Source organism: Janthinobacterium sp. GW822-FHT07A03, from assembly GCF_058798815.1.
Genome location: NZ_JBXAKW010000001.1, coordinates 895,548 through 920,027, shown reverse-complemented (window position 1 = coordinate 920,027; position 24,480 = coordinate 895,548). Strand labels below are relative to the sequence as shown.

Sequence of the window (24,480 nt, the reverse complement as noted above, 5' to 3'; positions counted from 1 at the left end):
GCGGTACGGCATCCATCAACACCGGCAAGCCGGTCATCCCCAACGCATAACAATCAACAACACCACAAAACTGATGGCAGCCCCGATGGCCTGCTGCATTTCCGTGAACCCTGCCCACGCCAGGTTCACGTAGGCCGCCGTAAGCAAGCCGATGAACAGGCGGTCGCCGCGCGTCGTCGGCATGGGCAAAAAGCCCTTGCGTTCGATGCTGGGCGAGCGGATTTGCCACACCGTCATGCCGGCCAGCATCAAGCCGATGCAGATGAAGAAGATGGCCACTTCCGGCGTCCACGCCATCCAGCCGAACAGGCTGGCCGTGCTATCGCTTGTATTTTCCATGTCACACCCTCCCCATCGCAAAACCCTTGGCGATGTAATGCCGCACGAACCAGATCACCAGCGCGCCGGGCACGATGGTCAGCACGCCCGCCGCCGCCAGCACGCCCCAGTCCATGCCGGCCGCCGACACGGTGCGCGTCATGGTGGCGGCAATGGGCTTGGCATTGACGGAAGTCAAGGTGCGCGCCAGCAGCAGTTCCACCCAGCTGAACATGAAGCAGAAGAACGCCGTCACGCCCACGCCCGACTTGATCATCGGCAAGAAGATGCGGATGAAGAAGCGGGGAAAGCTGTAGCCGTCGATATACGCCGTCTCGTCGATTTCCTTCGGCACGCCGGACATGAAACCTTCCAGTATCCACACGGCCAGCGGCACGTTGAAGACCATGTGCGCCAGCGCCACGGCCAGATGCGTATCCATCAGGCCCACCGTCGAATACAGCTGGAAGAACGGCACGAGGAAGACGGCGGGCGGCGTCATGCGATTGGTCAACAACCAGAAGAATAAATGCTTGTCGCCGACAAAGTTGTAGCGGGAAAAAGCGTAGGCTGCCGGCAAGGCGACCGTGACCGACATGACCATGTTCAAGGCCACGTAGATCATGGAATTGATGTAGCCGCTGTACCAGGAACGGTCGGTAAAAATCGTGTGGTAGTTGGCGAACGTCCATTGCTGGGGCCACAGGCTCAAGACCCCCACGATTTCCTCGTTGGTCTTGAGCGACATGTTGAGCATCCAGTAGATGGGCAACAATGACGCCAGCAAAAAGACCACGAGGATGGTGCTGCTCATTTTCTTGTGCATCATTTCTGGTCTCCCGTGCCGACGCGCTGCATCCACGTGTACAGCACAAAGCAGAACAGCAGGATGATGAGGAAATAGATCAGTGAGAAGGCCGAGGCCGGTCCCAGGTCGAACTGGCCCACGGCCTTTTGCGTCAGGTATTGCGACAAAAAGGTGGTCGCATTGCCCGGCCCGCCGCCCGTCAGCACGAACGGTTCCGTGTAGATCATGAAACTGTCCATGAAGCGCAGCAAGACGGCGATCATCAGCACATTGCGCAGTTTCGGCAGCTGGATGTAGCGGAACACGGCCAGGCGCGAGGCGCCGTCGATGCGCGCCGCCTGGTAGTACGCGTCGGGAATGGCGCGCAAGCCCGCATAGCACAGCAGCACGACCAGGGGCGTCCAATGCCAGATATCCATCACCATCACCGTCAGCCAGGCGTCGAGCGAATTGCCGTTGTAATTGTAGTCAAAACCCAATTGATTCAGGGTATAGCCCATCAGGCCGATGTCGCCGCGGCCGAAGATTTGCCAGATGGTGCCCACCACGTTCCAGGGAATCAGCAAGGGCAGCGCGATCAGCACCAGCGCCAGCGACGCCTTCCAGCCATCGGCCGGCATGCACAGGGCAATCAAGATGCCGAGCGGAATCTGGATGGCCAGCACGGAGCCGGAAAACAGCAGCTGGCGCAGCAAGGCGCTGTGCAGGTCGCCGTCGAGCATGACCATGCGGAACCACTCGGTGCCCACGAAGACCTTTTGCGTGGGACTCAGAATGTCCTGCACGGAATAATTGACCACCGTCATCAGGGGCAGGATGGCGGAAAAGGCCACGCACAGCAGCACGGGCAAGATCAGTAGCCAGGCGCGGCGGTTGTTATCGGTTTTACCGTTATGTATCATCAGGCCACCCGCTTATCGTTGACATAGAACAAGGTACGCTGCGGCGGAAAGCGCAGCCGCACGGCATCTCCCGCGACGGCATCGATGGCGCGCAGCTTGGCCGCCACCGTGGCGCCGCCCAGCTGGAATTCCGCCAGGTAATGCGTGCCCATGTTGCGCACGGCCGTCACCGTGGCGTCCAGGCAATGATCGCTCCCCGCGCCGCCCTCGCCCGCCTTCAGGCATGCGACGAATTCCGGCCGCACGCCCAGCGTGATCCTGCCTCGTGCGCCAGCCAGGGCCGCGCGGGCGGCGGTGGACACGGCCAGCGGCTGTCCCGCCACCCTCGCCCCGCCATCATCCAGCGTGCAATCGAGCAAATTCATGCCCGGATTGCCGATGAAATAGCCGACAAACGTGTGTTCCGGTTCCTCGAACAGCGCCTGCGCGCTGCCCGTCTGCACCACCTCGCCCTGCGTCATGACGACCACCTGGTCGGCAAAGGTCAAGGCTTCCACCTGGTCGTGCGTGACGTAGATCAAGGACAATTTCAGTTCGTGGTGGATTTCCTTGAGTTTTCGGCGCAGCAGCCATTTCAAATGCGGGTCGATCACCGTCAGCGGTTCGTCGAACAGCACGGCCGCCACGTCGGGGCGCACGAGCCCCCGTCCAAGCGAAATCTTTTGCTTGGCGTCCACGGACAAGCCGCTGGCGCGCAGTTTCAGGTCGCCCGTCAGCTCCAGCATCTGCGCCACCTGCTGCACGCGCTTTTTCACCTCGCTCTCTTTCCAGCCGCGATTACGCAGCGGAAACGCCAGGTTGTCGTGCACGGTCATGGTGTCGTAGATGACGGGAAACTGGAATACTTGCGCGATATTCCTCGCCTCGGTCGGCAACTGCGTCACATCCTTGCCGTCGAACAGCACCTTGCCATGCGACGGCTTCACGAGGCCGGAGATGATATTGAGCAAGGTCGTCTTGCCGCAGCCGGACGGTCCCAGCAAGGCGTAGGCGCCGCCGTCGTGCCACTCCATGCTCATGGGCCGCAGCGCATAGTCGGCGGGCGCCGCCGGGTTCGGTTTGTAGGCGTGGGCCAGGTCCACCAGTTCGATGCGCGCCATGTCAAGCTCCTCCTTGCGCAGGAGCAAACAGCAGCCCGCCGTCGTCGGCGAAGATCAGCAAGGCGTGCGGCTGGCAATACACGGTGCAGGCGCTGCCGATCTCCAGGTTGTGCACGCCGCCCAGCTGGGCCACCAGGGCCAGCTCGCCCCGGCGCGCATGCACATAGGTTTCCGAGCCGCTGATTTCCGCCAGGTCCACCGTAGCTGCGATGGCCACGTCGCCCTCGGACTGCGGCGACAGATGCAGGCTGTGCGCACGCACGCCGAGGATCACCTCCGTGCGGCCCGCCAGGCGCGCGCGCTGTGCGCTGCTCAGGTGGATGGCCAGGCCGTCCGCCGCCTGCGCCACGCCGTGACCATCCACGCGGGCGGGAATCAGGTTGATCGGCGGATCGCTGAAGGTGCGCGCCACGGCTATGGAATTGGGCGCGTTGAAGACGTCCAGGGTCGGCCCCTGCTGCAACAGGCGTCCTTCGTGCAGCACGGCCACGTGACCGCCCAGCTGCAGCGCTTCCAGCGGTTCCGTGGTCGCGTACACGACCGTCGTGCTGCCGCTGGAAAACAGTTCCGTCAATTCGCGGCGCAATTCCTCGCGCAATTTGTAGTCGAGGTTGACTAGGGGCTCGTCGAGCAGCAGCAGCGACGCATCCTTGATCAGCGCGCGCCCCAGCGCCGTGCGCTGCTGCTGGCCGCCCGACAGTTCGCCGGGCGTGCGCTGCAGATACGGCGTGATATGCAGGCGCTCGGCCAGCGCCAGCACTTTCGCTCGGATCTGCTCCTCGGGCACCTTGCGCAAGCGCAAGGGCGAAGCGATATTGTCGTAGACGGTGAAGGCCGGATAATTGATGAATTGCTGGTACACCATGGCCAGGTTACGTTTGCTGACGGGCACGCCCGTCACGTCGACGCCGTCGGCCGTCACCGTGCCCCCGCTGGGCTTGTCCAGGCCCGCCATCACGCGCATCAGGGTCGTCTTGCCGGCACGCGTGGTGCCCAGCAAGACGTTGATGGCGCCCGGCACCAATGCCAGCGACATCGGATATAAAAAGTCGTCAGCCCCCTGCTTCCTGCTGATCTTGTCCAGTACCAGTTGCACGCGCTTCTCCTCCAGTGATGTGTTCTTATTCTTCGCCGCGCCCTCTGCGGGGTGCGGTCGCTTACGTGTGCTGCCTACGACGTCAACGGATGCTGCAACAGCCAGGCGTCGAGCCTGCCCGCCGTCTCGCGCGGCAGGTGCAGGCCCAGCTTGGAACGCCGCCACAGGATGTCGGCCGCGCTGACGGCCCATTCATGGCGCCGCAGATAATCGACTTCCGCCGCATACAGGCCGGCGGCGATTTCCTCGCCCATGGCCGCCATATCCGTCCGCCCGGCCAGCAGCACGTGGATACGCGTGCCATAGGTGCGTGCATAGCGCGCCACCAGTGCCGCCGGCAGCCACGCATAGTCGCGCTGCAAGCCCTGCACGAACTGGCCGAACTCGCGCACGGACCGGTTCTGCGGCGTGCTGCCGAACACATCGCCGCCGGGCAGGCAGGCGTTCGCCGTCCAGGCCGGCCGCGCATTGCCAAGCACCGGCGCCAACAACGGTGCGAGCACATCGAGCGCTTCCTCCGCCAGCTTGCGGAACGTGGTGATCTTGCCGCCGAAAATACTCAGCAGCGGCGCCCCTTCCTGGTCCAGCTCGAAGCGGTAATCACGCGTGACGGCCTTGGCGTCGGCCGCCGCGTCTTCCACCAACGGGCGCACGCCGGAATACGTCCACACCACGTCGGCCGGCACAATGGGCTTGCTGAAATAGTAACTGGAAAGCTCGCACAAGTAACGAATTTCCTCGTCATCGATTTCCACCTTGCCGCTGTCGCCGTGGTAGTCGAGATCGGTAGTGCCGATCAGGGTGAAATCGTGCTCATACGGAATGGCAAACACGATGCGCCCGTCCGGATGCTGGAAGATATACGCGTGATCATGCTCGAACAATCGCCTGACGACGATATGGCTGCCCTTGATCAGGCGCAAATGCCGGCCCTGTCCGCCGGGCGCCGCCTGCTGCAGGAATTCTGCCGTCCACGGCCCGGCCGCATTGACGACGCTGCGCGCGCGCACGGAAAGCTCGCGCCCGTCGCCTTGCAGCAGGGTCGCCAGCCAGGAAGCGTCCGCACCCGCGCCATCGCGCCGCAGCGCCGTGCAGCGCGTCTGCGTCAGGATGGTCGCGCCCTTGTCCGCCGCGTCGATGGCGTTCAGCACCACCAGGCGCGCATCGTCGACCCAGCCGTCGGAATACACGAAGCCACGCTTGAACTGGGGTTTTAACGGTTTGCCGGCCGCGTGGCGCGTCAGGTCGATGCCCTGCGAGCCAGGCAGGATTTCCCGCTTGGCCAGCATATCGTACAGAAACAGGCCGGCGCGTATCAGCCAGGCCGGGCGCTGGCCCTGGGCGTGCGGCATGACGAAGCGCAAGGGCCACATGATGTGCGGCGCCGAGCGCAGCAGCACTTCGCGCTCGATCAGCGCCTTGCGCACGAGGCCGAATTCATAGTATTCGAGGTAGCGCAGGCCGCCGTGTATCAACTTGGTGGAAGCGGACGAGGTATGGGCGGCCAGGTCATCCTTTTCGCACAGCACCACGGACAAGCCCCGTCCGGCCGCGTCGCGCGCGATGCCGGCGCCATTGATGCCGCCGCCGACCACCAGCACGTCGCATGCCATCGTTGTCTCCACACCTTGCTGTGCTGCGGCCATCGGAACTCCGTGCATGTCAGGGAAAGGCCGGCGAGGAAAGACTAGGCATCGCCGGCGACTGTCGTTAAGATCAATACAGATGCATTTCGAATGCAATATGGATAAGATACGCCAGATTTCGAATCGATAGCAACATATTTTTATCACTATTTGTTCGTTTCTGTTCGTTTGTGATTTCTAAAGAGACAAGCCCATGATTTTGAATCCCCGCCAGCGCCGCCTGCTCGAAGTGGTGCGCCAGAAGGTCACCATGTCCGTCGAGGAGCTGGCGCAGCAGCTGGACGTGACGCCGCAAACCGTGCGCCGCGACGTCAAGCAGATGGAAGAAGCGCGCCTGCTGGCCCGTTATCACGGCGGGGTCGGCTTGCCCTCGTCCGTGGAAAACATCGATTACAGCCAGCGGCAAGTGTTCAACAGCGACGCCAAGCGGCGCATCGCCGCCGCCGTCGCCGCGCAGGTGCCGCACGGCTGTTCGCTGCTGATCAATATCGGCACGACGACCGAGGAAGTGGCGCGCGCGCTGGGCCGCCACACGGGCTTGCACGTGGTGACGAACAACCTGAACGTGGCCGCCATCCTGGCCGACAACGCCGCCTGCGAAGTCATCGTGGCCGGCGGCGTGGTGCGCGGGCGCGACCGCGGCATCGTCGGCGAAGCCACCATCGACTTCATCCGCCAGTTCAAGGTCGACATCGGCATCATCGGCATTTCCAGCATCGACGAGGACGGCAGCCTGCGCGACTTCGACGCGCGCGAGGTCAAAGTGGCGCAGGCCATCATCGAACAGTCGCGCGAAGTATGGCTGGTGGCCGACCAGCATAAATTCGGCCGCAAGGCGCTGGTGCGCCTGGCCGACCTGGCGCAAGTCGACATCCTGTTCACGGATGCGCCGCCGCCGCCCCGCTTTGCCGAAGTATTGCGCGAGGCGGGCGTGAAGGTGGTGCTGGCCTGAACGGACCGCCATTTCTGCAGGAAAACCTCACGCTGTCGCGTGGGCAATACGTCGTGTGTGGGGCAGCAAACAGAATGATATGAAATATTTATCAATTCGGCAAAAATGCTGTTACCATTGATACAACATGAGTTATTTTTTTAATCTTCCTCTCTAGCAATACGATTATTTGCTTGATATTGCTTTTTATCCATTTAGAGCAAGAAAAAAGGAAAAAATTTTTGCCGGTAAGTGATTTCCTGTGAAAACAGTGTTAGAAATACCTCAAGCACGACGATTGTTCCCCAACAAACCACTCGACAGCAAGCGTGAAGGCCTTAACCATGCCGGCAACGCCGCCCAGTGAAGGAAGAGAAATGAGCCATAATTTTGAATCGGCCGCCATGCCGCAAGCCGCCCATCCCAACAGCGTCCCCGTCAGCGAGCTGGAAGCCCATCTCGGTTACTGGCTGCGTTTCGTTTCCAACCACGTTTCCCACAGCTTCCAGAAAAAAGCCGAAGCCAATGGCGTGACGGTGTCCGAATGGGTGGTGCTGCGCGAAATGTTCCGCCTGGGCTGCACCTCGCCCACGGTGCTGGCGCAAGTGTCCGGCATGAGCAAGGGCGCCGTGTCGAAACTGATCGACCGCCTGGAAAGCAAGGGCATGGTCAGCAAATCCATCCTGCTGGCCGACCGCCGCCAGCACTCGATCGAACTGACCACGGAAGGCGAGGCGCTGGTGCCCGTGCTGGCCGAGATGGCCGACCAGAACGACGAGGAATTCTTCGGCAAGCTGCCGCGCCAGCTGCGCGACGACCTGCTCGAGGCGATGAAGGAAGTGGCGCGCACGCACCAGCTCAAGAGCGCTCCGCTGAACTAGCTGCAGCCATATTCCGGGCAAGGGTGACACGCTGGCGCGGGCGCTTCGGCTATGATGCAGGCCTGACTGTTTACCAGGAACACGCATGGCCCTGCACATCGAAACTCCCTTGCTCAACTCGCGCGCCCTGAGCCTGCACAGCGAACGCGCCATCTGGCTCAAGCTCGAAGCCTTGCAGCCGCCCGGCTCCTTCAAGATCCGCGGCATCGGCCTCGCCTGCGAAGAATATGCGCGGCGCGGCGCCAGCCGCTTCATTTCCTCTTCCGGCGGCAATGCCGGCATCGCCGTCGCCTATGCGGGACGCCAGCTGGGCATTCCCGTCATCGTCGTCGTGCCGGAAACGACGAGCGAACGGGCCAAGGCCCTGATCGCCCAGGAAGGCGCCGAAGTCATCGTGCACGGCGCCGCCTGGCAGGAAGCCAACGCGCTGGCGCAATCGATGCTCACGCCGCAAGACGCCTTTCTGCACCCGTTCGACGACCCGCTGCTGTGGCAAGGCCATGCCGGCATGATCGATGAAGTGGCCCGCGCGGGCCTGAAACCGGACGCCGTCGTGCTGTCGGTGGGCGGCGGCGGCCTGCTGGCCGGCGTGGCCGAGGGCTTGCAGCGCAACGGCTGGGACGACGTGGCCCTGGTAGCCGTGGAAACCGCAGGCGCCGCTTCGCTGGCAGCCGCCGTGGCCGCGCGCGAACACGTGGCCCTGCCGGCCGTGAGCAGCATCGCCACCTCGCTGGCCGCGCGCCAGGTCTGCGCGCAGGCCTACGCCATCAGCCAGACGCGCCTGCTGCACAGCGTGGTGGTGTCGGACCGTGCCGCCGTCGACGCCTGCCAGCGGTTTATTGCCGACCAGCGCCTGGTGGTGGAACCGGCCTGCGGCGCGGCGCTGGCAGCCGTCTACGGCAAGGCGCCGGAACTGGCGCCCTACCGCAATGTGCTCGTCATCGTCTGCGGCGGCGTGACGGCCACCACGCAGCAGCTCGACCACTGGAGCGCCACCCTGTAGTCGCTACGGCGCCGCCTCGAGCAGCGCCACGCCGTCGCGGCCCTGCCCCTTGGCGGCGTACAGGGCCTGGTCGGCCAGGTCCAGCAGCTGCGCCGGCGTCAGCGCGCCTTCGCGGAAGATGGCCATGCCGACGCTGGTCGTCACCGGCAGCGGGCCGCCGGCCAGCGCAAACGGCTGGCGGATGGCCTCGACGATCTTGGCGCCGACCTGGCGCACTTCGGCCGCGCCGTTCACGCCTTCGAGAATGATCACGAATTCATCGCCGGCCAGGCGCGCCACCAGGTCGCTGGCGCGCACGCTGCGCACCAGGCGCGCGGCAAATTCCTTCAGCACCTCGTCGCCCGCCTTGTGCCCCAGGCTGTCGTTGATGGCCTTGAAACGGTCGATATCGAGATACGCCAGCGCCATCGGCGCGCGCGCTGCCCGCGTGCGCTGCATGCTCAATTCCAGCTGCTCGTCGAAACGGCGCCGGTTGGCGATGCCCGTCAGGATATCCGTGGCGGCGGCGAACTGCAGCGCCGTATGCACGGCCCTGGTCTTGGTGATTTCGTGGATCAGGCCATACACGCCTTCCACCGCGCCGCTCTCGCCCACATCGGGCACGTAGCTGGTCTGGAAGGCGCGCTGGCCGGCGTCGCCGTCGCCGCCGATGGTAAATTCATAGTCGACCTCCTCGCCCGCGAAGGCGCGCCGCAGGTATTGCTCGCGCAGCTGGTAGGCTTCCTCGCCCAGCACCTCGCGGATCGACTGCATCATGCTTTCCCGCCGCGACCTGCCGAACCATTTTTCAAACGTCGCGTTGATGAACTGGTAGCGGTGCTCGCGGTCGATGTAGACGATCACCACGGGGACGTGGTCCGTCAGCAGTTTCAGGCGCCGCTCGCTGTCGCGCGTCTGCGCCTCGGCGATTTCGCGCTCGGCCACCAGCGAGTAAAAATCGCGGCTCAAGTCGCCGATCTCGTCGCGCCGCCCGATCTGCAGCGCCTCGATGCCCAGGCGCTGGCGGCGGATTTCATGCACATGGCGGCGCAGCCGCTCCAGAGGCTGCAACAGGCGCAGCACCACGCGCCAGCCGGCCAGGCCCGCCAGCGCCGCCAGCAGCACGGCGGCCAGCAGGATCTTGCTGCGGATGGCGTGCAGCGGCGCGAACGCGTCGCGCATGGGATACACGGACGCCAGTATCCAGCCCGTCGAGGCGATGCGATGGTAGGCAAACAGCGCATCGACGCCTTGCGTGGTGGTGCCCGTCAGCCAACCCTCGAAACCCTGCATGGCGCGCCGCGTGGGCACGCTGATGGGGCCATGCGCTTCGATATGCTGCATGATGCGCGACTTGTCGGGATGCTCGACGATGATGCCTTCGCCGGTCATGATGTACAGGTAGCCGCCCGTGCCGGGCTTGAGGGCGCCCAGGCGGCCCAGGAAATCGGGCTGGCGCAGGTTGACGCTGGCCGCCAGCACATAGCGCATGGCGCCCTGCGCGTCGAACACGGGCTGCGTCACCACGACGATGGGCATGCCGGAAATGCTGCCGTTGAGCGGCGCCGAGATCACCGAGCGCCGGGTCGCCAGCGTCTGTTCAAAGTAAGGTCGCCCCTTCACGTTCAGCGCCGCCTGCGGCTTGAAGGGACCCACGCTGGCCAGCACGGCTCCGTCGATGCCGAGCACGCCGGCCGTATAGAATTCCTTGCCCAGCACCGTTTGCGCGGCCAGGAAACGCTGCAGGCTGGCGCCGTCGTGCGCGCCGCTGGCCGCCAGGCTGTCGGCGATGGCGCGCAGCACGTTGCGCTTCGCGTCGAGTTCCTCGTCGATGAAGACGGCGGCACTGGCCAGCGAGACGTACTGCTGGCGTCCCGTCACGTCGCGCATGCCGCGCTCGGCCACGGACAGGGTGGCCAGCGCCAGCGAAGCGACGGCAGCGAGCACGAGCAGGAAGACGACCACGCTCATGCGCGCCTTCAGGCTGGCCGGCAGGCGCCGGCGCAGCCGAATTCGCCAGTTCCTCACTGGCGCTGCTGCAAAAGCCGGCAAATGCGTCCGACCGACTCGTCCAGCGCCAGGGCGCCCGTGTCCAGGGTCAGCGCGGCCGCCAGCGGCGCTTCATACGGCGCGGAAATGCCCGTGAACTGCGCCAGCTGCCCCGCCCGCGCCTTTTCATACAGGCCCTTGGGATCGCGCGCCTCGCACACGGCCAGCGGCGTGCTGACGTGGACTTCAATGAAATGCGCGGCGCCGATGATGGCGGCGGCCATGGCCCGGTCGGCGCGGTAGGGCGAAATGAAGGCGGCGATGACGGTCAATCCCGCCTCGTTCATCAGGCGCGCCACTTCGGCCACGCGGCGGATGTTTTCATGCCGGTCTGCCGGCGTAAAACCCAGGTCGCGGTTCAAGCCATGGCGCAGCTGGTCGCCGTCGAGCACCGCCACGGCGCGGCCCTGCGCCTTGAGCTGGCGCGCCAGCGCGTCCGCGATGCTGGACTTGCCGGCGCCGCTCAAGCCCGTCAGCCAGACCGTGTCGTATTGTCCTGCCGTCATCACATTGCCTCCCTTCTTGTAGAGCTGGCAATATAACAAAGCCGCGCGGGAAAGGACAGATTATCAGGCCGCGCTGCGCGCTTCGACCAGCAACTGTCGTATCTCCGGCACGCAGGAGCCGCAATTGCCGCCCGCCTTGACGCAGGCCGTCACCTGCGCCGCCGTCGTCAGCTTCTGCTCCACGATGGCGGCGCAAATGGTGTTGCGCCCCACGCCAAAGCACGAGCACACGGTAGGCCCCGCGTCGACGCCCTTGCCGATGGGCTGGCCCAGCAGTACGCCGGCGCGATCAAGCGCATCCATCTGCGCATGCGCAAACAGGCTGGCCAGCCAGCTGCGCGACGGCAGGTCGGGGCGCGGCGAGACATACACGCATTGCGCGATGCGCCCCTCCTCCAGGTGCACGGCGCGGTACACGCCGGCGCTGGCATCCGCATAATCGAGCCAGTCGGCATCCGGGTCGGTGACGCCGAGCAGCGCGCGCGCCCAGGCGCCCAGGTCGGCGATGCGCTGGCGGCCCGCCAGTTCGTAGCGCAGGAATTGCTCGCCCTGGATGCGCGTCCAGTGCGCCACGCCGTCCAGGTTCAGGGGCGTGCGGCTCAGGACAAACGCATGCCACTGCACCCGGAACTGCTCGATGCGCACGGGCGTGTGCTTGAATTCCGGTTCGCCCGAGACGGGATCGACGACCGGGTTGACGACGGCGCCCACGCGCGCGTCGGACGCATTCGCGTCGCTCCAGTGGATGGGCACGAAGACCTGGCCGCGCGCGATGCCGCCGCCGTGCACGACGCGCGCCACCATCGCGCCCCAGGCGCTGGAGACGCGCGCCAGTTCGCCCTCGCGCACGCTGTACAGCAGCGCATCCTGCGGGTGGATATCGATGAACGCTTCGGCGACATGGCCCGACAGTTTCGCCGCCTTGCCCGTGCGCGTCATCGTATGCCACTGGTCGCGCACCCGGCCCGTGTTCAGGATCAGCGGATAATCCTCGTCCGGCATGTTGCGCGGCGCGCGCGGCGCCGTGGGCACGAAGCGGGCGCGCCCGTCCGCATGCGCGAAGCGGCCGTCGCCGAACAGGCGCGCCCGGCCCTGCGGCCATTGCTGCGGCGCCAGGGCGTCGTATTGCGCCGCATCAAGGTTCTCCAGGCCCGCCAGGTTGAACAGCCGCGCCGTTTCCGCCCCGTTGCGGAAGGCGGACAGCCGTGCATGCTCGGCAAAAATGGCTTGCGGCGACGCGAAATCGAAACCCGCGTAGCCCATGCGCCGCGCCACGTCGCACAGCACGTCCCAGTCGGCGCGCGCCTCGCCCGGCACCGGCAGAAACGCGCGCTGGCGCGAGATGCGGCGCTCCGAGTTCGTCACCGTGCCATCCTTTTCGCCCCAGCCCAGCGCGGGCAGCAGCACGTCGGCATGCGCGTTGCTATCCGACTGCGCGCTGATATCCGACACCACCACCAGCGCGCACCTGGCCAGCGCGCGGCGCACCTGGTCGGCGTCCGGCATGCTCACCAGCGGGTTGGTGGCGATGATCCACACGGCCTTGACCTTGCCCGCTTCGATCGCGTGGAACAGTTCCACGGCTTTCAGGCCCGGCTTGTTCGCCATGCGCGGCGAGTCCCAGAAGGTTTGCACGGTGTCGCGGTGCAGCGGGTTGTCGAGATCGAGATGCGCCGCCAGCATGTTGGCCAGGCCCCCTACTTCGCGCCCGCCCATGGCGTTCGGCTGGCCCGTGAGCGAAAACGGTCCCATGCCGGGCTGGCCGATGCGCCCCGTCGCCAGGTGGCAGTTGATGATGCTGTTGACCTTGTCCGTGCCGGAGGACGACTGGTTCACGCCCTGCGAAAAGGCCGTGACGACCTTGCGCGTGGCGGCAAACGCCTGGTAAAACGCCAGCAAGGCTTGCGGGTCGACCTTGCACACTTTCGCCACCTGCAGCGGGTCGCCGCAGTCCACATGCGCCGCTGCCAGCGCTTCGTCGAGGCCGCGGCTGTGGCGCGTGACGAAATCGCCGGCGATCGCGCCCTCCTTCGCCAGGTAGCACAGCAAGCCGTTGAATAGCCACACGTCGGTGCCTGGTTTCACGGGCAGGTGCAGGTCGGCCAGCTCGCAGGTGGCCGTGCGGCGCGGGTCGATCACCACCAGTTTTACCTCCGGCCGGGTTTCGCGGATGCGGGCGATGCGCTGGAACAGGATCGGGTGGCACCAGGCCGTGTTCGAGCCCACCAGCACGACCATGTCGGCCAGCTCCAGGTCTTCATAGCAGCCGGGCACGATGTCTTCGCCGAACGCACGCTTGTGGCCGGCCACGGCCGACGACATGCACAGGCGCGAATTGGTGTCGATATTCGCGCTGCCCACGTAGCCCTTCATGAACTTGTTGGCCACATAATAATCTTCCGTCAGCAGCTGGCCCGAGACATACAGGGCCACGGCGTCCGGACCGTGCTCGGCTATGATGGCGCGCAAGCCGCCGGCGACTTGATCCAGCGCAATATCCCAGGACGTGCGCTGCAGCACGCCGTCGACGCGCACCTGCGGCTGCAGCAGACGGTTTTCCAGGCCCAGGGTATCGCCCAGGGCCGAGCCTTTCACGCACAGCTTGCCCAGGTTGGCCGGATGGCTGACGTCGCCGGCAATGCGGATGGCGCCGTCGGGCAGGCGAGTCGCTTCCACGCCGCAGCCGACGCCGCAATACGGGCAAGTGGTTTTCACGGGCATGCAAGTGGTCATGGAGGTATCCTGTTGGTCGCTGTCAGGCGGCCTGGGCGCACATCGCCTGGCCAAACAATAAATGGGCGCGCAGCTGGCTGATGTCGCGGCGCTGCTGGATCAGGTCGAAATACCAGGGACCGTCCTGCACGTCGCCATACAGCACGGCGCCGGCCAGGCGGCTGCCCTGCACCACGAGGCGCTTGTAGACGCCGCGGCGCGGATCGCGCAGCACCAGGTCTTCGCTGCCCTCGCCGCCGATGATGTCGCCGGCCGAATACAGGTCGATGCCCGTCACTTTCAACTTGGTGGCGCTGGCTTGCTGCACGTAGCGGCGGTGCCCGGCGCCGGCCAGGTGCGCGCCGCACACGCGCGCCTGCTCCCAGATGGGTGCGACCAGGCCGAAGGTGGCGCGCCGGTGCTGCACGCATTCGCCCACCGCGTACACGCGCGGGTCGTAGCTTTGCAGGCAGTCGTCGACGACGATGGCCCGTTCGCAGTGCAGGCCAGCCGCTTGCGCCAGCGCGATGTTCGGGCGCACGCCGGCCGTCATCACCACCAGGTCGGCGGGGATCGAGGTACCATCGGCAAAGCGGACTGCCTGCACGCGGTCGGTGCCGAGGATTTCCGCCGTTTGCGCCTGCATCAAAAACCGCAGGCCGCGCGCTTCCAGCGCCGATTTCAGCAGCATCGACGCGGGTGCGTCGAGCTGCTGGTTCATCAGGGCGCCGCTCATGTGCACCACGGTGACGTCCATGCCCTGGCGCTGCAAGCCGTTGGCCGCCTCCAGGCCCAGCAAGCCGCCGCCGATGACGACCGCGTGGCGGTGCTGGCGCGCCGCCCGCAGCATGGTGTCGACGTCGTCGATGTCGCGAAAACCGATCACGCCCGGCAGTTCATGGCCCGGCACGGGCACGATGAAGGGCGTCGAACCCGTGGCCAGCAGCAGGCGGTCATAGCGCACCTCGATGCCCGACAGCGCCTGCACGGTGCGCGCCTGGCGGTCGATGCGCACCACGGGGTCGCCCGCGTGCAGGGTGATGCCGTGCTGCGCATACCAGTCGCGCGCGTGCAGCATGATGTCGTCCACCGTCTTTTCGCCGGCCAGCACGGGAGACAGCAGGATGCGGTTGTAATTGCCGTGCGGTTCGGCGCCGAAGACGGTGATGTCGTACAGGTCCGGCGCGAGTGTCAAGAGTTCCTCGACCGTGCGCATGCCGGCCATGCCGTTGCCGACCACGACTAAAGACGGCCGTGCGGCGCTGTTCACAGGGCCACCCACACCATGCCGCCGAACACGCGCGCCGGCCAGGCGGCGACGGAATGCTCGGGCGCTTCGATGCACTCGCCGCTGGCCAGGTCGAAATGCTGCTTGTAGATGGGCGACGCCACCACGACGCGTTCGCCGATGCTGCCCACCAGCCCGCGCGACAGCACGGAAGCGCCCGCGTTCGGGTCGACATTGTCGATGGCGTACACGCGCGGCGCGGCATCGCCGACGCGGAACACGGCCACGTGGCGGCCCCCCAGCAGCGCGCATACGCCCGTGTCGGGCACGATGTCGGTCAAAGGGCAGATCGCCGTCCAGTTGTCGGCGCTGGCGCTGTTCAATTCATTCATCGCATTCATGGCTCAAGCCTCCACGGCAAGGATGGGGATCACGGTGCTGCGCCGTTCAAGGGGCGTGGCGGGCCGGATCTGGCCCCGCTCCTCGACGAACACCACGTTTTCATCGTTTTTTTCGCTGTTGACGAAGTGGCGGAAGCGCTGGCGCACGGCGGGGTCGGTGACGGCTTCCTTCCACTCGCAGGCATAGGTATCGACCACGTGCTGCATGTCCGCTTCCAGTTCGGCACCCAGGCCCAGGCTGTCGTCGAGGATGACGCGCTTGAGGTAATCGAGGCCCCCTTCCAGGTTGTCGCGCCACACGCTGGTGCGCTGCAGGCGGTCGGCCGTGCGCACGTAGAACATCAGGAAGCGGTCGACATAGCGCACCAGGGTCGCTTCATCGAGGTCGGACGCCAGCAATTCCGCGTGGCGCGGCTTCATGCCGCCGTTGCCGCACACGTACAGGTTCCAGCCCTTTTCCGTGGCGATCAGGCCGATGTCCTTGCCCTGCGCCTCGGCACATTCGCGCGTGCAGCCGGAAACGCCGAACTTGATCTTGTGCGGCGTGCGCAAGCCCTTGTAGCGGTTTTCCAGTTGAATGGCGAAGCCCACGCTGTCGGCCACGCCATAGCGGCACCAGGTGGAGCCGACGCAGGATTTGACCGTGCGCAAGGATTTTCCGTAGGCGTGGCCCGATTCGAAGCCGGCCGCGATCAGCTCTTCCCAGATGGCCGGCAACTGGTCGACGCGGGCGCCGAACAGGTCGACCCGCTGGCCGCCCGTGATCTTCGTATAGAGACCGTATTTTTTCGCCACCATGCCGACGGCGATCAAGCCATCGGCCGTCACCTCGCCGCCTGGCATGCGGGGCACGACGGAATACGTGCCATCCTTCTGGATATTGCCAAGGAAGTAATCGTTGCTGTCCTGCAGGCTGGCGTGCACGGGCGACAGCACGAAATCGTTCCAGCAAGACGCCAGGATATTCGCCGCCACGGGCTTGCACACGTCGCAGCCCAGGCCCTGACCATGCGCGCCCAAGAGTTCGCCGAAGCTGCGGATCTTGCCCACGCGGACCATGTGGTGCAATTCCTGGCGCGAGTACGCAAAGTGTTCGCACACGTGGTTGTTCACCATCATGCCCTGCTTCTGCATTTCCGCCTTCATGATCTGCGTCACCAGGGGCACGCAGCCGCCACACGCCGTGCCGGCCTTTGTGCAGCTCTTGAGGGCACCGATGGTGGTGGCGCCATCGGCGACGGCCGCGCACAGCGCGCCTTTCGAGACGTCGTTGCACGAGCAGATTTGCGCCGACTCGGGCAAGGCGTCCACGCCCAGTCCAGCCTTTTGCTGGCCGTCCGCCTGCGGCAGGATCAGGAATTCCGGCGATGCCGGCAGCTCGATCTTGTTCAGCATCATCTGCAGCAGGGTGCCGTATTCGCTGGCGTCGCCCACCATCACGCCGCCCAGCAGGTATTTGCCGCAATCGGAAACGACGATCTTCTTGTAGATCTGCTTGCGCTCATCCATGAACTGGTAGGAGCGGCTGCCCGGCGCATTGCCGTGCGGGTCGCCCAGGCTGGCCACGTCCACGCCCATCAGTTTGAGCTTGGTGCTCATGTCGGCGCCCTTGAACGAGGCTTCGCCCGCTCCTCCTTCTTCCTCCTGCAGCAGGTGGCGCGCAGCGATGCGCGCCATCTCGTAGCCGGGCGCCACCAGGCCGAACACCAGACCGCCCCACAACGCGCATTCGCCGATGGCGTAGATGTCCGGGTCGGAGGTGACGCAGCGGTCATCGATGGCGATGCCGCCGCGCGGTCCCACCTCCAGGCCGCAGGCGCGCGCCAGCTCGTCGCGCGGGCGGATGCCGGCCGAGAAGACGATCATGTCCGCTTCCAGGTGGCTGCCGTCGGCGAACTGCATGCGGTGCGTGGCCGTTTCTCCGTCAAGGATGGCCAGCGTATTCTTTTGCGTGTGCACGGTCACGCCCAGTTCCTCGATCTTGCGGCGCAGGACGCGCGCGCCGCCCTCGTCCACCTGCACGGCCATCAGGCGCGGCGCGAATTCCACCACGTGGGTGTCTAGCTGCAAATCGCGCAAGGCCTTCGCGCATTCGAGGCCCAGCAGCCCGCCGCCGATGACCACGCCCGTACGGGACTTGGCGCCCCAGGCCAGCATGGCTTCCAGGTCTTCGATGGTGCGGTAGACGAAGCAGCCGTCCCTCTCCTTGCCCGGCAGCGGCGGCACGAACGGCGTCGAACCGGTGGCGAACACGAGTTTGTCGTAGATCAAGACTTCGCCCGTGCTGGCCGTGACGGTTTTCGCCGCGCGGTCGATGGACACGGCCCGCGCATTGAGCTTCAACACGACGTTGCCCTTGTCGAAGAAGCCGGGCGCCACCAGCGACAGGTCGTCCGCCGACTTGCCGCTGAAAAATTCGGACAGGTGCACCCGGTCGTAGGCGGGGCGCGGTTCTTCGCACAGCACGGTGACGTGCAGGTGCGGCGCCGTGTCCAGCGCCAGCCGTTCGAGGAATTTATGCCCGACCATGCCATGGCCCAGGACGACGATGTTCAGGGGATGGTTCATTGCGCTCTCCTCAGGCCGCGGCCATGTTCGGTTCGGCCGCCAGGCCCGTGAAACGGGCGGCGATGGCGCACAGGGCCGAGATCACCACCAGCGCGCTGAGGATGATCAGGGTCTGGCGGATGTCGCCCGTGCCCTTCATCAGGAAACCGGCCGCCACGGCGCCCACGTTGCCGCCCGCGCCGATGATGCCGGCCACGCCGCCGAGGGCGCGGCTGTCGATGAAGGGCACCAGCGCGTAGGTGGCGCCGCACGCCATGTGGGTGAACAGGCCGAAGACCAGCATGGCGATGACGGCCCAGGTGACGCTGTCGACCTTGGCAAACCACAGCAGGCCCACGCCTTCGCCGATCATCAGCATGAACAGCAGGGTCACGCGGCTGTTCAGGTTGCCGCGCAGGGCCAGCTTGTCGGACAGCCAGCCACCGAGAGCGCGGGCGAACAGGGCTAGCAAGCCGAAGCTGCCGGCGGCCAGGCCGGCCGATTTCAGGGACAGGCCGAAATGGTCGACGTAGTACACGGCGGCGATGTTGTGGATGAAGATTTCGATGCCGAAGCAGGCGCCGTAGGTGACGAACAGCAGCCACACGCGGTAGTTGCTGCTGGCAGCCTTGAAGCTGGCCCAGCCGCCCTTTTTTCCTTCGACGGCAATGCCGGCGGCGCGCAGGTCCGAATAATTGCCTTCCGGGCAATCCTGCGTATAGCGCCAGTACAGCGCGGCCATGACCAGCATCAGCACGCCCGGCACCAGCAGGGCGATGCGCCAGCCCAGCGATTCGGACACGCCCAGCATCAGCACGGCGCCGAGCAGCAGCGGCATCAGCGCCTGCGCCGCGCCGCCGCCCGCATTGCCCCAGCCGGCGGCAGCCGCATTCGCCGTGCCCACGACGCGGGGCGCGAACATCACGGACGTGTGATATTGCGTAATGACAAAGCTGGCGCCCACGGCGCCGATGCCCAGGCGGAAGAACAGAAAGCTTTCATAGCTTTGCGACGCGGCCACGCCCAGCACGGGGATGGCGCCCAGCAGCAGCAAGCCCGTGTACGTCTTGCGGGGGCCGTAGCGGTCGCACAAGGGCCCGACGATCAGGCGCACGAGGATGGTGATGGCGACGGCGGCGATATTGATGTTCGCCACTTGCGCCAGGGAAAGGCCGAACTCGCCCTTGATGACCGGCATCAAGGGCGCGCAGGCGAACCAGGCGAAGAAACACACGAAAAATGCCATCCACGTCAGGTGGAATGCGCGCATGGGCGGCGTGGCGAGGGAGAAGAGCGCGATGCGCGTTGCTTTTTGGCTGGCCATGATAGGTTCCCGAAGTATCCCGAAAATAACAAAGATGCAAACAAAAACGGCGCCCGCCCCCGCCGATGAAAAAAATCAGCCAGAGCGGACGCCGTTGTCCAGGTGGTCCGTCGTTGGACCGTTGTGCGTTTATTCAGGGGATCGCCGTTGATCCGTATCTCCTGTTTAGCAAGCGCCGTGCCAGGCCCGCCTCAGGGGGCAGCCATCCTATTTGTACGGACTTTGCGCCAGATCATGGCACCTGGCAGTGCAGCCACGCCTCTTCTTGGTGCGCCAAGGAACTCGAACGTGGCAATGATTGTCTAATTATTATTGAGTTCATGAAGCGGAGGCCGGCATGCTCGGGCAACTGCAGCAATGGCAGCGGCGGCGCGGCATGGCGCGCGCGCTGGCATGCGTCTGCGTGGGTGCGCTCCTGATCGCCTGGAGTAACACTGCCGCAGCGCAAGATCGCTCCCCTGCGCCGAGAGAGCACAGCGAACTGGACGCGACCGTCTTCGCGCCGTTCCACGCCGCGCGCGGCGAGCGGGTCACGCAGGCGCGCACATTTGTCGTGCGGCTCGCCTATCCGGACGAAGGGCGCGCGCATGCCGTGCACTGGACCTTGACCTTGTCCGGCCCCGGCCCGCAAGGCGCCGTGCTGCGGCGCTGGTCGGGCACGGAACAGGTCGATGCGGGCGGCAAGAGCGTGAACTTGCCCTGGGATGGCCGCGCCGACGCCGATGCGCGCGAACGGCGCATGCTGGCGCCGCACGGCTTGTACCAACTGCGCCTGCTGGCCGTGGCCGATGCCGGCACGCCGCAAGAGGCGCAGGTGGAGCAGCAATGGCAAATCCAGGTACAGCGGGGCGCCAGCACGGCGCCCAGGGTGCCCGCCTTCCAGGCTGGCCTGCAGCAGCTGCCCAGCCTGGAAGGCCAGCCCGGCTACCGCATCGTCTACGCCAACCTGCACAGCCAAACGCGCCACAGCGACGGCGGCGCCCCGCTCGACGCCTGCCACGGCGCGCAGGAGCCGCAAACGGCGCCGTTCGGCCCCATCGATGCCTATAAATATGCGCAGGATCACGGCCTGGACACCCTGCTGACGTCCGAGCACAACCATATGTATGACGGCTCGGACGGCACCAACAGCGCGGCCGTGCCGGCCGAAGCGAAGGCCCTGTACCAGACAGGGCTGGCCGAAGCGGCCGCCTATACAAACGCCCACCCGGGCTTCCTGGCCCTGTACGGCATGGAATGGGGCGTCATCAACAAGGGCGGCCACCTGAACATCTTCAACAGCGACCAGTTGCTGGGCTGGGAAAGGAATGCCCAGGGCGAGTTGCTGGCCGACGTGGAAACGCCGAAAAGCAACTACGCCGCCCTGTACGCGCTGATGCGCGAACGGGGCTGGATCGGCCAGTTCAACCACCCCGCCTACGCGGGCCAGTTTCTCGTCGATGGCCAGCCGCTCGGCTACACGCCGGACGGCGACGCGGCCATGGTGCTGTGCGAAGTGATGAACACGTCCGCCTTTTCCACCAACGACCAGGAAACGGAAACGCGGCGCAGCAACTACGAAGCCGCCTGCAACCGGGCCCTGGCAGCCGGCTACCACGTGGCCTTCAGCAGCAACCAGGACAACCACTGCGCCAACTGGGGCGCATCGTACGGCAACCGCACGGCCGTGCTGGTGATCACCGATGCAGCGAATGCACCACTTTCACGCGAGCAACTCTTTGAAGCCCTGCGCGCGCGCCGCGTGTTTGCCACCATGGACAAGCACGCGCAGCTGCTGTTCACGGCAAATGGCAAGCTGATGGGCGAGCGTTTCGAGAATCGCGGGCCGCTGCACCTGGCCACCAGCTTCAGCAACAGCGCTGGGCAGCAAGCTGCCGCCATCGCCATCGTCCACGGCGTGCCGGGCGGCAACGGTTCCGTCACGCAAGTATCGGACCAGGCCGAGGTCACCGTCACGCCGGCGCCCGGCCCCCATTTCTATTACGCGCGGCTGACGCAGGACGACGGCAACATCGTCTGGTCGGCGCCCGTGTGGGTGATGCAGGGTCCGGAATCCTGAGCGCATGGCGCCGTGCCGGCAATCCGGGCCCATCCGTACGCCAGCGAACTGACGGAAAGGCGATAAGCATGTTCTTATCAGTAATGGTCAGGCCATTCGTGTCGGCCCATACTGAAAGAGGAGTCTCTGATGAACAAGCAAATCGTCGTATCCGCACTGATCGCGGCCCTGGCAGCAGGCAGCGCGTCGGTATCGGCCCAGGATCGCCATGACCAGAATGACCACGGACCGCAACGGCAAGAGCAACGCGGCGATGCCGCGCGCGACCACATGGACAACGGCGGCCAGCGTGGCGACAACGGCCGCGGGCATGCCAACGGGCACCAGAACAATGGCGCCAAGCATGCCGGCAATCGCGGCGTCGGCCCACGGCATGACCTGTACAAGGGCAACCGCCTGCCGGCCCAGTACCGCAGCAAGCAGCATGTCGTCAGCGACTGGCGCGGCCGCCACCTCAGCGCCCCGCCGCGCGGCCACCAGTGGGTACAGGTCGACGGCGACTATGTGCTGATGGCCGTGGCCACGGGCGTGATCGCGCAAATCATCCTCGGCAATTAAGCGCGGCATGTAATAGCCGCTCTTGACGCCCGCCAGCGCCGCAGAAAATACGGCCTGGCGATCCAGCAGCGAACATTATAGGAAATACATGCCAAAGCTACACTAATATCTACGTCACACTGGTTCCTCAAAGCAATCCATGGCACCATGAGCACGCCGTTTTGCCTGCAACGCGGCCTCCATCGGACCAACCAGGAACCCTATATGTCGTCATATCGCACCTTCGCCGGCAGCATGCTGCTCGGCCTGGCCGCAGCGGGCATTGCTCATGCGCAAGCCCCCGCCCCTGCCGCCGCCAATACCGATCCCCACCTGTGGCTGGAAGACGTCCTCGGCGACAAGCCGCTGGCCTGGGTCAAGCAGCACAACGCCGTCGCCACCAAGGAACTGGAAGCCCGGCCCGGCTTCCCCGCCCTGCAGGCGCGCCTGAAAACCATCCTCAATTCCAAGGAACGCATTCCCTCCGTCAGCAAGGAAGGCGAGTATTACTACAATTTCTGGCGCGACGCCCAGCACGTGCGCGGCATCTGGCGCCGCACCACCCTGGCACAGTACCAGTTGGCGGAACCGACGTGGGAAACCGTGATCGATCTCGACCAGCTGGCCGCCGGCGAGAACGAAAACTGGGTCTGGGGCGGCGCCTCCTGCCTGTATCCGAAAGGCGAACGTTGCCTCATTTCCCTGTCGCGCGGCGGCGGCGACGCCAAGGTGGTGCGCGAATACGACGTGGCCAGGCGCGCCTTCGTCGACGGCGGCTTCAGCCTGCCCGAAGCGAAGGGCAGCGCCAGCTGGATCGACCAGGATACCCTGTTCGTCTCCACCGATTTCGGCCCCGGCTCGATGACCAGCTCCGGCTACCCGCGCATCATCAAAGAGTGGCAGCGCGGCACGCCGCTGGCACAGGCGCACACCTTGTATGAAGCCAGGCCCGACGACCTGAGCGCGGGCGCCTACAAGGACTTCACGCCCGGCCACGAACACCAGTTCATCGAGCGGCAAATCGATTTCTACAGCGGCGAAACCTTCTTGCGCGACGGTGCGGATCTGAAAAAAGTGCCGAAGCCGGACGACGCGACGGCCTTCACCGTGCGCGATCAATTGATCATCACCCTGCGCTCGGACTGGAAAGTCAACGGCAAGACCTACCTGCAAGGCTCGCTGCTGGCCACGGATTTCAAGGCCTTCATGCAGGGCGGGCAGGCGCTGGAAGTGCTGTACGCGCCCACGGCCACGTCGTCGCTGGACAATGTCACGGCGACGAAGTCGGCCATCCTCGTGACCACCCTGGACAAAGTGAAGAACCGCCTGACGGAACTGCGCCACGTGAACGGCAAGTGGCAGCGCCGCGCCGTCGATGCGCCGAAGCTGGGCACCCTGGCCGTCAGCGCGCTCGACTCCGTCGACTCGGATCAGTATTTCCTGACGGTAACGGACTTCCTCAATCCGACCACCCTGTACCTGGGCACGGCGCAGAGCGACAAGCGCACGAAAATCAAGTCGCTGCCCGCCTTCTTCGACTCCGCGCCGTACAAGGTGGAGCAGTTCGAGTCGACGTCGAAGGACGGCACCAGGGTGCCCTACTTCGCCATCATGGGCAAGAAGACGAAATTCGACGGCCGCAACCCCACCGTGCTGTATGGCTATGGCGGCTTCGAAGTGTCGCTGAAACCGAGCTACAGCGGCACCACGGGCGTGGCCTGGCTGGAAAAGGGCGGCGTGTATGTGCTGGCGAATATCCGCGGCGGCGGCGAATTCGGTCCCCGCTGGCACCAGGCGGCGCTGAAGGAAAACCGCCAGCGCGCGTATGACGATTTCATCTCGGTGGCGCAGGATTTGATCAAGCGCAAGATCACCAGTCCGCGCCACCTGGGCATCATGGGCGGCAGCAATGGCGGCCTGCTGACGGGCGCCGTGCTGGTGCAGCGTCCCGACCTGTTCAACGCCGTCGTCAGCCAGGTGCCGCTGCTCGACATGCGCCGCTATAACAAGATGCTGGCCGGCGCCTCGTGGATGGGAGAATACGGCGACCCGGACGTGCCGGAACAATGGGCTTACATCAGCAAGTACTCGCCGTACCAGAACGTCTTCAAGGACAAGCAATATCCGCGCGTGCTGTTTACCACTTCGACGCGCGACGACCGGGTCCACCCTGGCCATGCGCGCAAGATGGTGGCGAAGATGGAAGAGCAAGGCCACGATGTGCTGTACTGGGAAAACACGGAAGGCGGCCACGCGGGCGCCGCCAACAACGACCAGCAGGCGCTGATGTGGGCGCTGACCTATACCTTCCTGCACGAGCAGCTGAAGTAAGTGGTGATGTCGGATTACGCGTTCCGCTAATCCGACCTACCGGGCTGTCGGTAGACGTAGGCCGGCGTAGGTCGGCTTAGCCCAACGGGCGTAAGCCGACAACATCGTTGAAGCGGCCCGCA

The 24,480-nt window shown here is 65.3% G+C and carries 19 protein-coding genes; 6 read left to right on the top strand and 13 right to left on the bottom strand.

Annotation, left to right across the window (positions count from 1 at the left end; all coding sequences use genetic code 11):
• Positions 1 to 33: 33 nt before the first annotated feature.
• The 6 genes from AC1RJW_RS04165 to glpD form a co-directional block, all read right to left on the bottom strand.
• Complete coding sequence (locus AC1RJW_RS04165; protein WP_493043672.1) at positions 34 to 339, bottom strand: DUF2160 domain-containing protein; 306 nt, start codon at positions 337 to 339, stop codon at positions 34 to 36.
• A 1-nt stretch (position 340) separates the two neighbouring features.
• Positions 341 to 1,147: a carbohydrate ABC transporter permease gene (locus AC1RJW_RS04160; protein ID WP_414654679.1), complete on the bottom strand. Its 807-nt coding sequence runs from the start codon at positions 1,145 to 1,147 to the stop codon at positions 341 to 343.
• Positions 1,144 to 2,028 carry a carbohydrate ABC transporter permease gene (locus tag AC1RJW_RS04155; protein ID WP_034754965.1) on the bottom strand — a complete coding sequence of 295 codons (885 nt, stop codon included), beginning with the start codon at positions 2,026 to 2,028 and terminating at the stop codon, positions 1,144 to 1,146. Before AC1RJW_RS04155 ends, AC1RJW_RS04160 begins: the two co-directional genes overlap by 4 nt.
• The gene (locus AC1RJW_RS04150) at positions 2,028 to 3,128 is read right to left on the bottom strand and encodes an ABC transporter ATP-binding protein (protein ID WP_493043669.1); all 1,101 of its coding nucleotides are present in this window, start codon (positions 3,126 to 3,128) and stop codon (positions 2,028 to 2,030) included. The genes AC1RJW_RS04155 and AC1RJW_RS04150 overlap by 1 nt, the downstream gene beginning before the upstream one ends.
• A gap of 1 nt (position 3,129) precedes the next feature.
• On the bottom strand, positions 3,130 to 4,224 hold the full coding sequence (locus AC1RJW_RS04145; RefSeq protein WP_493043667.1) for an ABC transporter ATP-binding protein: 1,095 nt from the start codon (positions 4,222 to 4,224) through the stop codon (positions 3,130 to 3,132).
• A gap of 74 nt (positions 4,225 to 4,298) precedes the next feature.
• A complete protein-coding gene (gene glpD / locus AC1RJW_RS04140) occupies positions 4,299 to 5,837 on the bottom strand; it encodes a glycerol-3-phosphate dehydrogenase (protein ID WP_493043665.1) in 1,539 nt (512 codons plus the stop codon).
• 226 nt (positions 5,838 to 6,063) lie between these two features.
• Between glpD and AC1RJW_RS04135 the strand changes: the two genes are divergently transcribed.
• The 3 genes from AC1RJW_RS04135 to AC1RJW_RS04125 all read left to right on the top strand — a co-directional run bounded on the left by AC1RJW_RS04135 (position 6,064) and on the right by AC1RJW_RS04125 (position 8,685).
• The gene (locus AC1RJW_RS04135; protein ID WP_193316641.1) at positions 6,064 to 6,822 is read left to right on the top strand and encodes a DeoR/GlpR family DNA-binding transcription regulator; all 759 of its coding nucleotides are present in this window, start codon (positions 6,064 to 6,066) and stop codon (positions 6,820 to 6,822) included.
• Positions 6,823 to 7,178: 356 nt separating this feature from the next.
• Positions 7,179 to 7,682, top strand: a complete 504-nt coding sequence (locus tag AC1RJW_RS04130; RefSeq protein WP_046684031.1) for a MarR family winged helix-turn-helix transcriptional regulator — start codon at positions 7,179 to 7,181, stop codon at positions 7,680 to 7,682.
• Positions 7,683 to 7,767: 85 nt separating this feature from the next.
• Positions 7,768 to 8,685, top strand: coding sequence for a pyridoxal-phosphate dependent enzyme (locus AC1RJW_RS04125; RefSeq protein WP_493043662.1), 918 nt, complete (start codon positions 7,768 to 7,770; stop codon positions 8,683 to 8,685).
• Between the two features lie 3 nt (positions 8,686 to 8,688).
• Here the strand turns inward: AC1RJW_RS04125 and AC1RJW_RS04120 are convergent, their stop codons facing one another.
• From AC1RJW_RS04120 to AC1RJW_RS04090, 7 genes are all read right to left on the bottom strand, one after another.
• Positions 8,689 to 10,692: a diguanylate cyclase domain-containing protein gene (locus AC1RJW_RS04120; protein WP_493043660.1), complete on the bottom strand. Its 2,004-nt coding sequence runs from the start codon at positions 10,690 to 10,692 to the stop codon at positions 8,689 to 8,691.
• Positions 10,689 to 11,219: an adenylyl-sulfate kinase gene (cysC, locus tag AC1RJW_RS04115; RefSeq protein WP_493043658.1), complete on the bottom strand. Its 531-nt coding sequence runs from the start codon at positions 11,217 to 11,219 to the stop codon at positions 10,689 to 10,691. Before cysC ends, AC1RJW_RS04120 begins: the two co-directional genes overlap by 4 nt.
• Before the next feature lie 63 nt (positions 11,220 to 11,282).
• On the bottom strand, positions 11,283 to 13,952 hold the full coding sequence (locus AC1RJW_RS04110; RefSeq protein WP_493043656.1) for a molybdopterin-dependent oxidoreductase: 2,670 nt from the start codon (positions 13,950 to 13,952) through the stop codon (positions 11,283 to 11,285).
• A gap of 22 nt (positions 13,953 to 13,974) precedes the next feature.
• The gene (locus tag AC1RJW_RS04105) at positions 13,975 to 15,201 is read right to left on the bottom strand and encodes an NAD(P)/FAD-dependent oxidoreductase (RefSeq protein WP_493043655.1); all 1,227 of its coding nucleotides are present in this window, start codon (positions 15,199 to 15,201) and stop codon (positions 13,975 to 13,977) included.
• Complete coding sequence (nirD, locus tag AC1RJW_RS04100) at positions 15,198 to 15,560, bottom strand: nitrite reductase small subunit NirD (RefSeq protein WP_493043654.1); 363 nt, start codon at positions 15,558 to 15,560, stop codon at positions 15,198 to 15,200. Before nirD ends, AC1RJW_RS04105 begins: the two co-directional genes overlap by 4 nt.
• A 3-nt stretch (positions 15,561 to 15,563) precedes the next feature.
• Positions 15,564 to 18,128 (bottom strand): nitrite reductase large subunit NirB, encoded by a 2,565-nt coding sequence (gene nirB, locus AC1RJW_RS04095; protein ID WP_493043653.1) that lies wholly within the window; start codon positions 18,126 to 18,128, stop codon positions 15,564 to 15,566.
• Positions 18,129 to 18,138: 10 nt separating this feature from the next.
• Positions 18,139 to 19,431, bottom strand: coding sequence for an MFS transporter (locus tag AC1RJW_RS04090; RefSeq protein WP_493043651.1), 1,293 nt, complete (start codon positions 19,429 to 19,431; stop codon positions 18,139 to 18,141).
• A gap of 337 nt (positions 19,432 to 19,768) precedes the next feature.
• Here AC1RJW_RS04090 and AC1RJW_RS04085 point away from each other — a divergent pair, with 337 nt between their 5' ends.
• The 3 genes from AC1RJW_RS04085 (at position 19,769) to AC1RJW_RS04075 (ending at position 24,358) form a co-directional block, all read left to right on the top strand.
• The gene (locus tag AC1RJW_RS04085; protein ID WP_493043649.1) at positions 19,769 to 21,490 is read left to right on the top strand and encodes a CehA/McbA family metallohydrolase; all 1,722 of its coding nucleotides are present in this window, start codon (positions 19,769 to 19,771) and stop codon (positions 21,488 to 21,490) included.
• 129 nt (positions 21,491 to 21,619) lie between these two features.
• Positions 21,620 to 22,048, top strand: a complete 429-nt coding sequence (locus AC1RJW_RS04080; RefSeq protein ID WP_493043647.1) for an RcnB family protein — start codon at positions 21,620 to 21,622, stop codon at positions 22,046 to 22,048.
• Positions 22,049 to 22,252: 204 nt separating this feature from the next.
• On the top strand, positions 22,253 to 24,358 hold the full coding sequence (locus AC1RJW_RS04075; RefSeq protein WP_493043645.1) for a prolyl oligopeptidase family serine peptidase: 2,106 nt from the start codon (positions 22,253 to 22,255) through the stop codon (positions 24,356 to 24,358).
• Positions 24,359 to 24,480: the final 122 nt, after the last annotated feature.

Excerpts from the sequence above, each read along its gene's own strand:
- AC1RJW_RS04130 (WP_046684031.1), top strand. The coding sequence starts at position 7,179 with ATGAGCCATAATTTTGAATCGGCCGCCATGCCGCAAGCCGCCCATCCC.
- glpD (WP_493043665.1), bottom strand. The coding sequence starts at position 5,837 with ATGGCATGCGACGTGCTGGTGGTCGGCGGCGGCATCAATGGCGCCGGC.
- AC1RJW_RS04125 (WP_493043662.1), top strand. The coding sequence starts at position 7,768 with ATGGCCCTGCACATCGAAACTCCCTTGCTCAACTCGCGCGCCCTGAGC.
- AC1RJW_RS04165 (WP_493043672.1), bottom strand. The coding sequence starts at position 339 with ATGGAAAATACAAGCGATAGCACGGCCAGCCTGTTCGGCTGGATGGCG.
- AC1RJW_RS04155 (WP_034754965.1), bottom strand. The coding sequence starts at position 2,028 with ATGATACATAACGGTAAAACCGATAACAACCGCCGCGCCTGGCTACTG.
- AC1RJW_RS04150 (WP_493043669.1), bottom strand. The coding sequence starts at position 3,128 with ATGGCGCGCATCGAACTGGTGGACCTGGCCCACGCCTACAAACCGAAC.
- AC1RJW_RS04110 (WP_493043656.1), bottom strand. The coding sequence starts at position 13,952 with ATGACCACTTGCATGCCCGTGAAAACCACTTGCCCGTATTGCGGCGTC.
- AC1RJW_RS04080 (WP_493043647.1), top strand. The coding sequence starts at position 21,620 with ATGAACAAGCAAATCGTCGTATCCGCACTGATCGCGGCCCTGGCAGCA.
- AC1RJW_RS04090 (WP_493043651.1), bottom strand. The coding sequence starts at position 19,431 with ATGGCCAGCCAAAAAGCAACGCGCATCGCGCTCTTCTCCCTCGCCACG.
- AC1RJW_RS04135 (WP_193316641.1), top strand. The coding sequence starts at position 6,064 with ATGATTTTGAATCCCCGCCAGCGCCGCCTGCTCGAAGTGGTGCGCCAG.
- nirB (WP_493043653.1), bottom strand. The coding sequence starts at position 18,128 with ATGAACCATCCCCTGAACATCGTCGTCCTGGGCCATGGCATGGTCGGG.
- AC1RJW_RS04075 (WP_493043645.1), top strand. The coding sequence starts at position 22,253 with ATGTCGTCATATCGCACCTTCGCCGGCAGCATGCTGCTCGGCCTGGCC.
- AC1RJW_RS04160 (WP_414654679.1), bottom strand. The coding sequence starts at position 1,147 with ATGATGCACAAGAAAATGAGCAGCACCATCCTCGTGGTCTTTTTGCTG.
- nirD (WP_493043654.1), bottom strand. The coding sequence starts at position 15,560 with ATGAATGCGATGAATGAATTGAACAGCGCCAGCGCCGACAACTGGACG.
- cysC (WP_493043658.1), bottom strand. The coding sequence starts at position 11,219 with ATGACGGCAGGACAATACGACACGGTCTGGCTGACGGGCTTGAGCGGC.
- AC1RJW_RS04085 (WP_493043649.1), top strand. The coding sequence starts at position 19,769 with ATGCTCGGGCAACTGCAGCAATGGCAGCGGCGGCGCGGCATGGCGCGC.